The sequence below is a fragment of the Lacrimispora indolis DSM 755 genome (assembly GCF_000526995.1).
GTDB lineage: Bacteria > Bacillota > Clostridia > Lachnospirales > Lachnospiraceae > Lacrimispora > Lacrimispora indolis.
In genome coordinates this window covers 373,359-384,718 of the sequence record NZ_AZUI01000001.1, presented here as the reverse complement: position 1 = coordinate 384,718, position 11,360 = coordinate 373,359, and the positions used below count along the sequence as shown (strand labels likewise).

At 46.7% G+C, this 11,360-nt stretch carries 13 protein-coding genes; all 13 read left to right on the top strand.

The window, feature by feature from the left end; genetic code table 11:
* Positions 1–45 precede the first annotated feature (45 nt).
* A complete protein-coding gene (hydA, locus tag K401_RS0101870; RefSeq protein ID WP_024291372.1) occupies positions 46–1,422 on the top strand; it encodes a dihydropyrimidinase in 1,377 nt (458 codons plus the stop codon).
* Positions 1,422–2,264, top strand: a complete 843-nt coding sequence (yqeC, locus tag K401_RS0101865; RefSeq protein WP_156882323.1) for a selenium cofactor biosynthesis protein YqeC — start codon at positions 1,422–1,424, stop codon at positions 2,262–2,264. Before hydA ends, yqeC begins: the two co-directional genes overlap by 1 nt.
* Positions 2,230–2,586 (top strand): winged helix-turn-helix domain-containing protein, encoded by a 357-nt coding sequence (locus K401_RS0101860; RefSeq protein ID WP_024291370.1) that lies wholly within the window; start codon positions 2,230–2,232, stop codon positions 2,584–2,586. The genes yqeC and K401_RS0101860 overlap by 35 nt, the downstream gene beginning before the upstream one ends.
* Before the next feature lie 92 nt (positions 2,587–2,678).
* On the top strand, positions 2,679–3,713 hold the full coding sequence (locus tag K401_RS0101855) for a molybdopterin-binding protein (RefSeq protein ID WP_024291369.1): 1,035 nt from the start codon (positions 2,679–2,681) through the stop codon (positions 3,711–3,713).
* A 33-nt stretch (positions 3,714–3,746) separates the two neighbouring features.
* Positions 3,747–4,247 (top strand): cyclic pyranopterin monophosphate synthase MoaC, encoded by a 501-nt coding sequence (gene moaC, locus K401_RS0101850; RefSeq protein ID WP_024291368.1) that lies wholly within the window; start codon positions 3,747–3,749, stop codon positions 4,245–4,247.
* Positions 4,244–5,212, top strand: coding sequence for a GTP 3',8-cyclase MoaA (gene moaA / locus K401_RS0101845; RefSeq protein ID WP_024291367.1), 969 nt, complete (start codon positions 4,244–4,246; stop codon positions 5,210–5,212). The genes moaC and moaA overlap by 4 nt, the downstream gene beginning before the upstream one ends.
* A 4-nt stretch (positions 5,213–5,216) precedes the next feature.
* A complete protein-coding gene (locus K401_RS0101840; RefSeq protein ID WP_024291366.1) occupies positions 5,217–5,660 on the top strand; it encodes an MOSC domain-containing protein in 444 nt (147 codons plus the stop codon).
* Positions 5,639–6,130, top strand: a complete 492-nt coding sequence (locus tag K401_RS0101835; protein ID WP_024291365.1) for a MogA/MoaB family molybdenum cofactor biosynthesis protein — start codon at positions 5,639–5,641, stop codon at positions 6,128–6,130. The genes K401_RS0101840 and K401_RS0101835 overlap by 22 nt, the downstream gene beginning before the upstream one ends.
* Before the next feature lie 22 nt (positions 6,131–6,152).
* A complete protein-coding gene (gene yqeB / locus K401_RS0101830) occupies positions 6,153–6,968 on the top strand; it encodes a selenium-dependent molybdenum cofactor biosynthesis protein YqeB (RefSeq protein WP_084492767.1) in 816 nt (271 codons plus the stop codon).
* Positions 6,969–6,992: 24 nt separating this feature from the next.
* Complete coding sequence (locus tag K401_RS0101825) at positions 6,993–7,568, top strand: nucleotidyltransferase family protein (protein WP_024291363.1); 576 nt, start codon at positions 6,993–6,995, stop codon at positions 7,566–7,568.
* A 75-nt stretch (positions 7,569–7,643) separates the two neighbouring features.
* The gene (locus K401_RS0101820) at positions 7,644–8,150 is read left to right on the top strand and encodes a flavin reductase family protein (protein ID WP_024291362.1); all 507 of its coding nucleotides are present in this window, start codon (positions 7,644–7,646) and stop codon (positions 8,148–8,150) included.
* Between the two features lie 190 nt (positions 8,151–8,340).
* The gene (locus tag K401_RS0101815) at positions 8,341–10,146 is read left to right on the top strand and encodes a sensor domain-containing diguanylate cyclase/phosphohydrolase (RefSeq protein ID WP_024291361.1); all 1,806 of its coding nucleotides are present in this window, start codon (positions 8,341–8,343) and stop codon (positions 10,144–10,146) included.
* Positions 10,147–10,309: 163 nt separating this feature from the next.
* Positions 10,310–11,245 carry a tocopherol cyclase family protein gene (locus K401_RS0101810; protein ID WP_024291360.1) on the top strand — a complete coding sequence of 312 codons (936 nt, stop codon included), beginning with the start codon at positions 10,310–10,312 and terminating at the stop codon, positions 11,243–11,245.
* Positions 11,246–11,360: the final 115 nt, after the last annotated feature.

Genomic DNA, 11,360 nt, shown 5'->3' with positions numbered 1-11,360 from the left:
GCCGTAAAAAGGCTGAGACAGCGAAAAGAAAGGAAGTAGATGTTTATGAAAACCCTATTAAAGGGCGGAACCGTAGTTTCGGGAAGCGGCGTCATTCAGGCGGATGTTCTCATGGATGAAGGAAAGATCCAGGCAGTGGAACCGGAAATCCAGGCGGAGGGAGCAAATGTCATTGACGTAACAGGAAAGCTTTTGTTCCCCGGGTTTATCGATGCCCACACTCATTTTGATCTCCATGTGGCAGGAACCGTGACAGCGGATAATTTTGAAACGGGAACAAAGGCCGCGCTGTCAGGCGGAACCACCATGATCATTGATTTTGCCACCCAGTATCAGGGAGAAACTCTGGAAAAGGCCCTGGAAAACTGGCATAAAAAGGCGGATGGGAACGCATCCTGTGATTATGGCTTTCATCTGGCCATTTCCGACTGGAATCCCGCTGTCAGCAAGGAATTGGAAGAAATCGTTGAAAACGGCGTGACCTCTTTTAAACTTTACATGACTTACGATGAAATGTACTTAAGTGATAAGAAGATCTATCAGGTACTGAAGCGGTTAAAGGAAGTAGGCGGAATTGCCGGCGTTCATTGTGAAAACATGGGAATCATAGAAGCACTGAAAGAAGAAGAGAAAGCAAAGGGAAATTTATCTGTCAGCGCCCATAAGAAAACCAGACCCGCCCCAGTAGAGGCGGAAGCAATCGGCAGGCTGTTAAAAATCTCCGGCCTTGCGGATACTCCGGTGATCATCGTTCACTTAAGCTCCGGAGAGGGTTATCAGGAAGTGAAATATGCCAGAGAGAGGGGCCAGGAAGTTTATCTGGAAACCTGCCCTCAGTATCTGCTTATGAATGAAAGTGTTTATGACCTTCCCGGCTTTGAAGGCAGCAAATATGTGATCTCCCCCACCATTAAGAAGGAAAAGGACTGCATCAGGCTGTGGAATGCCATTCTTAAGAATCATATCCAGACCATAGCAACGGATCACTGCAGCTTTACCACCAGCCAGAAGGCGGCGGGAAAAGAGGACTTTACAAAGATTCCAAACGGAATGCCTGGAGTGGAATCCCGTCCGGTCCTCATGTACAGCTTTGGAGTCCTGGAGCACAACTTAAAGCTGGAGCAGATGTGCAGGCTGCTGTCTGAAAATGCGGCAAAGCTTTATGGCGTTTATCCCCGGAAGGGCGCCATTGCTCCTGGAAGCGATGGGGATATCGTGGTGTGGAATCCTGATGTCCAGTGGACAATATCCGTGGAAAATCAGGTGGCAAATGTGGATTATTGCCCCTTTGAGGGAACTGATGTCAAGGGAAAGGCTGAGCTTGTATTCTTAAAGGGAAATCTGGCTGCAAAAGACGGTCAGGTGGTATTGGAGAAAACAGGTTCCTATGTCAATAGAAATAGGCGTATGGAGTTGTACTAATGGGTGCAAAAAGTGTTTATACCATGAAAAACCAGGAGGGAAAACCGGTCGTGACCAGGAGGACTTCCCTGTGGGAAGCCCTGGGGTTTCCGCTTAAGGACCATATGGTCATTTCCTTTACCGGCGGCGGCGGTAAGACCAGCGCCATGTATTCCCTGGCTGATGAGCTGGCTCACATGGGAAAACGCGTGATCGTCACCACCAGCACCCATATCTTTTGTCCTGAGGACCGGGAGGTAGTGCCGGCAGACCGGGCTGAAACCGTTAAAGAATTTCTAAAGGGCCGGGAAAAACGGCATTCTGACCGGGTGGGCCAGGTTCTGGTAACAGGACAGTCTGCAGCCGGGGGAAAGTTAAAAGGCATGGATCTCCGGGAAATGGAGCAGCTTCCGGATCTTGCAGACGTGCTTCTGGTAGAGGCAGATGGAGCAAAACGCCTGCCTCTGAAGATCCCAAGGGAAGGGGAGCCTGTGCTTTTAAAAGGCACCCATGTGGTGATCGGATGTGCCGGACTGGATGCCATAGGCTGTCCCTGGGAAGAAAAGTGCTTCCGGTGGGAGCTTGCAGAACAGGCATTTGGCTGGCAGACGGAAAATAGTCTGATCACCCCGGCCCAGGCCGGCAGAATCCTTATAAGCAGCCAGGGGACCAGAAAGGGAGCAGAATCCATGGAGTACCGGATTTTGCTGAATAAAGCCGATAATGAAGCCAGGATATCCGACGGGATCCGCATTGTGGAATCCCTGGGGGAAGAATGGACCGGACGTTGTGTGATGACCAGTTTTTTTACCATAGAGAAGGATCAGAATGGAAGAAATAAAGCAGCAGGAAAGAAATCTTAAGTATCATTTAAAGCTTCGTGTTTATTATGAAGAGCGTAATTTCGGTCCCGGGGTGGCAGACTTAATGAAGCTGGTGAGGGAGAGGGGATCTCTTTCGGCGGCTTGCCAGGAACTGCATATGGCTTATTCCAAGGCCTGGAAGATCATTAACAAGGCGGAAGAGGATCTGGGATTTTCCCTGATGGAAGGACGAAGAGGAGGAGAAAACGGAGGAAATACCGTTTTGACTCCCCAGGGCGAAAAGTTCTTAGAGCAGTATCTGGCCTTTTCACAGGCAGTGGAAACGGCGGCGGAAGAATTATTTTACAAATATTTTTCCTGATGATATAATGAAAGGATATGGAGTTTATTTGCAGGGGGGATATTCTTACATGAGAATAACATGCTCCATAAGGAACGAAAGGAGAGGGGAACATGAAGGAAATCAAAACCATAGATTCGGTGGGGCAGGTGCTCTGCCACGATATGACCCAGATCATACCTGGAGTCATAAAGGATGCAAGATTCAGGAAAGGACATGTAGTGACAGAGGAGGACATTCCGGTGCTCCTGTCCATGGGAAAAGAACATATATTTATATGGGAAAAGGATGATTCCCTGTATCATGAAAATGAAGCTGCTGAAATCCTGTGCAGTCTTTGCTTAAATGACCATATGGAGCGCAGTCAGGCAAAGGAAGGAAAAATTGAATTGAAATCAACTGTTCGGGGCCTGTTAAAAATAGATACCGGACTTTTGGATAAAATAAACAGCCAGGGAAACATGATGATCGCTTCCAGACACCCCAACACTCCCGTAGAGCCTGGAGACAAGCTGTGTGGAACCAGAATCATTCCTCTTGTCATTGAAAAGGAAAAGATGGAAGAAGTCAAAGACCTTTGCGGCGGAAAGAAGATCTTTGCTATATTGCCTTACCTGGACAAAAAGGTAGGGCTGGTGACCACTGGAAGCGAGGTATTCCACGGAAGGGTAAAGGATTCCTTTGGTCCTGTTTTAAAGGCAAAGGTGGAAGAGTTCGGTGGTAAAATCCTTGGACAAACAGTCACCGATGATAAACCGGAGCACACCACGTCAGCGATCCTTGAATTTATCCGGCAGGGAGCTGATATGGTGCTCGTCAGCGGAGGGATGAGTGTTGATCCGGATGACAAGACTCCCCTTGCCATCCGCAATACAGGGGCAGAGGTGATATCCTACGGTGCTCCCGTTCTTCCCGGAGCCATGTTCTTACTTTCTTATTACAGAAAGGACGGGAAAAAAATTCCCATAGCAGGGCTTCCCGGATGCGTCATGTATTCCAAGAGAACGGTATTTGATCTGGTGCTTCCAAGACTCATGGCCGATGATCCGGTGACAAAGGAAGACCTTGACAAGCTGGGAAAGGGAGGACTCTGTCTTTCCTGCGATGTCTGTTATTATCCAAACTGCGGTTTTGGAAAGGGTTGGTAGACACTACCGATTAAATTCATCAGGAGGCATAGAATGAACGGACTGACACATTTTGATGAACAGGGAAACGCCCGCATGGTGGACGTAGGTGAAAAGGCGGAGACAGACCGGATCGCCGTTGCACATGGGTTTATTACGGTCAATGAGGAAGTTTTTAACGCCATTTCCTTTGGTACCGCAAAAAAGGGCGATGTCCTGGGAGTGGCCAGGGTGGCCGGGATCATGGGGGCGAAGAGAACCTCTGAACTGATTCCCCTGTGCCATGGGCTGATGCTTACAAAATGCGCGGTGGATTTTGTGCTTCACCGGGAAACACTTTCGGTGGAGGCGGTCTGCACGGTCAAGACCCAGGGAAAGACCGGGGTGGAGATGGAAGCCCTGACCGGGGTGAATATCGCGCTGCTTACCATATACGACATGTGCAAGGCAATGGACCGGGGTATGGTCATCAGTGATATCTGCCTTTTAAAAAAGGATGGCGGCAAGAGCGGGTTATATGAAAAGGTCTCAGATGGCAGAGGGAGCGGATCATGAAAGACAGCTGTAACAGAACCATTGATTATATCCGGATTTCCGTTACGGACCGGTGCAATTTAAGGTGCCTATACTGCATGCCTGAGGAGGGAGTCGTCCCCATGCGCCATGAGGACATCCTCACCTACGGGGAAATTGTAAGGATCTGCGAGGCAGGCGCCCGCCTTGGGATCCGAAAGGTAAAGGTGACGGGCGGAGAGCCTTTGGTGAGAAAGGATATAGAGGTTCTGATCAAAGAACTGACAGCCATTCCGGGAATCCAGGATGTGACCATGACCACCAATGGCTGCCTGTTAAAGGAAAAAGCGGCCGCATTAAAGTCTGCTGGCTTATCCAGCGTCAATGTGAGCCTGGATACCCTGGATCCTGTGCGTTTTGCTAAGATCACCAGGAGGGATTCCTTTGAATCCGTTGTGGAAGGAATCGAAAGCGCATTGGCAGCGGGGCTGAAAGTAAAAATCAACTGTGCGGTAATGGAGGAGCTGACAAAGGAAGATGTGCTGGCTTTTGCCCGTTTTTCCATGGAACGCAGGATCCCGGTCCGTTTTATCGAAATGATGCCCATCGGCCAGGGAAAAAATTATAAGGCAATGGAAAACGACGATTTGGCGGAGATCTTATCAGAGGCTTTCGGTGAGCTTAGGGAAAGCCGGGAGGTAAAGGGTAACGGTCCTGCCGTTTATTATACGTGGGGAGAGGGGGCAGGTTTTGTGGGCTTTATCAGCGCTGTCAGCCATAAATTCTGCGGTTCCTGCAACCGGGTGAGGCTGACCTCTGACGGCTTTTTAAAGCTTTGTCTGGACAGCCCTGTTGGAGTGGATTTAAAGGGACCTATGCGCGCCGGGATTTCCGATGACAGTCTTTTTGAGCTGATGAATCAGAGCATCAGGAATAAGCCGGAAAGCCATCATTTTGAAGAAGACTGTGGGGAAACAGGCCTTAACATGAACCAAATAGGAGGATAAGCAGATGGGAAAGGTAATGGCTGTCTGTATCAGTGAAAGAAAAGGAACTCAGAAAACCAGAGTGGATGAAGGATATTTTATAGAAGAATACGGAATCGAAGGAGATGCTCATGCAGGCAAATGGCACCGGCAGGTAAGTCTTTTATCCTTTGATACCATCGAGGATTTTAAGGCAAGAGGTGCTGAGATCGGAAATGGAGCCTTTGGGGAAAACGTCATTGTCCAGGGCATTGATTTAATCCATCTTCCCATCGGTACCAGATTAGCCTGCAAAGACATCCTTTTGGAAGTGACCCAGATCGGAAAGGAATGTCACAGCCACTGTGAGATATACAAGAAAATGGGAGAATGCATCATGCCCACTAACGGGATCTTTACAAGAGTTCTCCATGGAGGGATTATGAAGGAAGGAGATGAAATTACCGTATGTACCGAGGAGGAATCGTAACCTTAAGTGATAAGGGAGCCGCCGGAGAGCGGGAAGATGTAAGCGGCGCAGTCATAAAAGAGATACTGGAAGGTGCGGGCTTTGAAGTGGTCAGCTACAGACTTCTGGCTGATGAAGGAGAGGAGCTTAAGGAAGAGCTTATACGCTTAAGCGATGAAGTGGGCTGCGATCTGGTCCTGACTACAGGAGGGACCGGTTTTTCTCCCAGGGATGTGACCCCGGAGGCCACTCTTTCCGTCGCGGACCGCAATGCACCGGGGATTGCCGAGGCCATACGGGCTTACAGCATGACAGTGACCAAGAGGGCCATGTTAAGCAGAGGTGCCAGTGTTATCCGTGGATCGACCCTCATCATCAACCTTCCCGGAAGTCCCAAAGCAGTAAGAGAGAGCCTGGAATACATTCTGGATACTCTTTCCCATGGTTTGGAGATCCTTTCAGGCAGAGGCGGAGAATGTGCCAGAAAATAAATAGGAGATTCGGAGAATCATAATGAAGGTATTGATAAAAGGGGCCGGCGACCTGGCCACAGGCATTGGCTGCCGGCTGCACCGATGCGGTTTTGACCTGGTCATGACAGATATTGCCGTTCCCACTACGGTACGGAGGACAGTGGCTTTTTCAAGAGCAGTCTACGAAGAAAAGGCAAAGGTGGAAGATGTTACAGGAGTTTTATGCAATAGTCTGGAGGAGATCCGTGAGGCTGTCGCAGGGGACAAAGTTGCGGTGATCGTAGACAAGGAATGCAGGATCAGGGAAACATGGAAGCCGGATGTGGTGGTGGATGCCATTATTGCAAAAAAGAACCTGGGAACCTTGATCACCGATGCAGCTGTGGTGGTGGGCGTTGGACCCGGCTTTACCGCAGGGCTTGACTGCCATGTTGTGGTGGAAACCAAACGTGGCCATAACCTGGGCCGGTGCATCTGGGAGGGAAGCGCTTATCCCAATACAGGTGTTCCGGGCATGATCGGCGGCTATGACAAAGAAAGGATCATACGCGCAACGGCTGACGGAGTGTTTAGAGGCCAGGTCAGGATCGGTGATCTGGTGGAAAAAGGCGGCCTGGTGGGCTATTCCGGGGATTCTCCTATTTATGCCCAGGTGGGCGGCGTTGTCAGAGGGCTGCTTCAGGACGGCGTGGAAGTGATAAAGGGAATGAAGTCAGGAGACGTTGATCCCAGAGGGATCATTGAAAGCTGCTATACTATCTCAGATAAAGCCTCTTCCATCGGCGGCGGTGTTCTGGAGGCGATCTTAAGCATGGAGAAGAAAAGAAGGCGGGAGGCTCCTGAAAGGGAAAAATAATGATGGGAAAGGGAGGTTTATGGCATGAAACTGGCACTTATCCTTCTGGCAGCAGGTGACAGCCGCAGATTTAACGGCAATAAGCTGCTTCATGAATTCAATGGAAAACCCATGTACCAATATATTTTAGAGGAAGTCGAAATGCTTCCTGATGATCTTTTTGACAGGAAAGTGGTCGTCACCCAGTACCAGGAGATCATGGACTGTATGAAGGATCATGGCTATGAGGTGGTGGTAAACATGGAGAGCAGTCTTGGGATATCCCACTCCATTCATCTGGCGTTAAAAGCTCTTGAGGAGGAAGAAACAGATTATTTCTTTGCAGTCTGTGACCAGCCTTATTTAAAGGCAGCTACCATAGGAGGCCTGGTAAAGGGCTGGCGGGACAGCGGAAAGGGGATCGGTTGTCTGTGCAACATGGGAGCTTTGGGAAATCCGGCCATATTTTCCAGGAATTACTTAAAAGAGCTGCTTTCACTGGAAGGAGATGTAGGAGGAAAACGGATCATCCGGAAACATATTGAGGATTTGTACCTTCATGAGGTGCCGGACGGTTTGGAACTGGTGGATATTGATGTACGGAAAGATTCTTTGTCCTGACCTGTATCTGATTCTGTTATGTCATAAGGACATATATAATAAATAGATAAATATTAAAATTATGGAGGTAGTGGAATGTTAAAACCAGTTGATTTAAAACAAGTGCCCATGGACGCGATCACTATGATAGGAAAGGAATGGATGCTGATTTCTGCCGGAAACCAGGAAAAGTATAATATGATGACAGCCAGCTGGGGAGGAATCGGGATCATGTGGAACAAAAGTGTTACCAGCATTGTTCTCCGCCCCCAGAGATATACCCTGGAATTTGTGGATCAAAGTGATTATTACGCTCTCAGTTTTTTCGGTGAAAATTGCAGATCAGCCTTAAATTACTGCGGCTCCCACTCCGGACGGGACGTGGACAAAGAAAAAGAGACAGGTCTTACTCCCGTTTTTGATGCACAAGCCCCTTATTTTGCCGAGGCCAGACTGGTGCTTATCTGCCGTAAGCTTTATAAGCAGAAAATTGATCCAAAGGGCTTTTTTGACAAGACCTTAGATGAACAAAACTATCCCAATAAGGATTACCATGAACATTTTATAGGGGAGATCGTTAAGGTTTTAAAGGCAGATGAATGAAAGAATGTTTTGATCAATAAAATACTGTGAGAAACCGTAAAAAGGAAGGGTGCCCGACTGCCCTTCTTTTTTTGCGGTGCATGTCATTTTTGGATGGAAAAAGCGGTAATATGTTTCTTATGGAATCAAAATAGTGTATAATACGGAAGGGAGGACAGTTCTTGTTTTCACCGATTAAAGGGGGGATTGTATGATTAAATGGATAAAGGATAAAAGGGATGCTCTCAAACACAGAGGAGATCCATTGAAGCAGGAAGGAATTAAAATCTGCATCTTGTATTTACTTTTTGGTTTTATCTGGATCTATTTTTCCGACAAAATCGTGAACAGGCTGGTTTACAATCCTTCCACAAGGATGATGATCCATACCTATAAGGGAATTATGTATGTTTTATTTACTGCTGCGGTCCTTTATTATCTCATATCCAACCTTTTAAGAAAGGTGGAACAGGCGGAAAGCAGGCTGAACAAGAGCAACGCTGATCTGTCTTCCGCCAATGAAGAACTTAAGGAATACGTGGATCAGCTGACTGTATCAGAATGGGAACTGAGGATTCAGTATGAAAAGATCGTGGATTATGATCAAAGATTAAATGTAAGCGAAGAGAAATATAAGGCTGTCATCAGCCAGATGCAATTAGGCATGGCATTGTATGAGGGAAGCGCTGGTGATGACATTTTTAAATACAGGCTGGTGGATGCCAATCACAGCCATGAAGTTCTGACAGGATTAATAAAAGAGGATATTTTAGGAAAATATTTTTCAGAAATACATAAAAACATGGAGCCGGAAAATCTGGGCATGCTGATCCGGACCATAAAAACAGGAGAATCCACCCGCTATGAGCGGTTTCAGAGGAACACCGGTTATTATTATGAGATCATCGCGTCACGTCCCAAGAAAAACCAGCTGGCCATTATTTTAAATGACATTACAAAGAGAAAAGAGGCAGAGGAGCGGTTAAATTACTTAAGCTACCATGACCAGCTGACAGGAATGTATAACAGGAGATTTTTTGAGAAAGAACTGAGAAGGCTGGATGTTTCTGCTTACTATCCCTTAACCATTACCATGGCCGATATCAATGGTTTAAAGCTTATGAACGATTCCTTCGGCCATACGGCAGGAGATAAATATATTCAAAAAGTGGCACGGGTATTGAAAGCGTGCTGCAGGGAAAAGGATATCATATGCCGTCTGGGCGGAGATGAATTCATCATCCTTTCTCCCAATACGGATGTGAAAGAAATCAAAGAGATCATTGCAAGGGCCAATGAGCGGACCAGGCGGGAAGCCGTAAATAAGATCACTCTTTCGGTTTCGTTCGGGTACAGCGTAAAACACAGGGAGGATGAATCCATATTAGAAGTTTTTAAAAAGGCTGAGGACTTTATGTATAAGAAAAAGCTGCTGGAAAGCTCAGGCATGAGAGGAAAAACCATTTACACCATTATGGCGGCGCTGCATGAGAAAAACCCAAGGGAAGAACAGCATTCTCTCCGGGTGTCCGAGCTGTGCGAAAAAATGGGGACAGCCCTTGGCATGCAGGAGGATGAAGTAAAGGAGCTAAAGACCGTTGGCCTTTTGCACGATATCGGCAAGGTGGCAATTGAAGAAGGGATACTGAATAAAAACGGAAAGCTGGTTGAAAAGGAATGGGAAGAAATTAGAAAACACCCGGAAATCGGCTACCGCATTTTAAGCACAGTCAATGAGCTGTCAGAGATGGCGGATTACGTTCTGGCCCACCATGAACGGTGGGATGGAAACGGCTATCCCAAGGGACTAAAGGGGAATGAAATACCGGTCCAATCCAGAATCATTGCCATTGCAGATGCATACGATGCCATGATCAGCGAAAGAAGCTACCGCAAGGCATTATCAAAGGAATATGCCATCAGCGAGCTGATTAGGGGCGCCGGCACCCAGTTCTGCGGGGAGTATGTCCATTTATTTATAGATAAGGTGGTTCAGGACATGGAAATGAGCCTGTAAAATAAAAGAGAATTTTGAGCGGCCCTGTTTTTCATCCATTTATAAAATACTGTATTGATCTTAGAAAGGCTTTTCTTGATTATGTTCCCTGACATTTGGAAACCCTATGGTTAGAATCATCCAATGATTAAAACAGAAGGGAGATATAAAATCCATTGTGAAAATGAAAAACCTTAATGAAAATATAAAAACCAGATTAAACAAACCGTTTTTTGAGGGCTGGTATTTTAAGCATCAAAATGAAGACACGGTCCTGGCTTTTATTCCCGGCCAAAGCATAGATGAAAGGGGAGGGAAGCATCCGTTTTTACAAATCATATGGAATGAAAACTCTTATACTATGGATTTTTCGCAGGAGGACTGCCTGATTGACAGAAAGAACAGAAGAATCATTCTTGGAGACAATATGTTTTCCCCTGGCGGAGTAAAGCTGGATATTCATTCAAATGACATGGTTATCCAGGGAGTGATCCGCTATGGCCCCTTAAGCCCCATTGATTATTCCATTATGGGTCCCTTTCAATTGGTCCCTTTTATGGAATGCAGACATGAGATCATCAGCATGTCCCACAGCCTGATGGGAAGCTTGAGGGTCAATGGAAAGGTTCTGGATTTTACTGGAGAAAGGGGGTATATTGAGGGAGACCGGGGAAGATCTTTTCCCAGAGATTATTTATGGCTTCAATGCAACCGGTTTAAGGAAGAAGCATCGGTCATGGTTTCCATTGCCCATATTCCTTTTATCGGATACAGCTTTCAGGGCTGTATCTGCGTCATCCAGCATAAGGGCAGAGAATACCGCTTTGCCACTTATCTGGGAGTAAAGGTGGTATGCAAAAGGGAAACAGCAGTCATATTAAGGCAGGGGGAGTATTCCTTTAAGATATTTTTATCAAACAGGAACAGAAAGAAAGCTGCCAGGTTTTCCCATAAGCTTTTGGCTCCTGATCAGGGAAAGATGGTGCGTTCCATAAAAGAGGAGCATTTATTGCTGGCCAGGTTTTTGCTGTATAAAAAGGAGGAGCTGATATTTGATTTAACAAGTGATCACGTGAGCTTTGAGTATGTGCCGGGTCCGGAAAACGGACAATCCATATAGAAATTTGGAAAAATTTTCATTTCCTGACTGCAGGTGATAGATAATTTCTATAAGTATAGCTTATTTATAGAATTTATGAATTGGACGTAGGCCTTAAATCTTAATAGAATAGAAT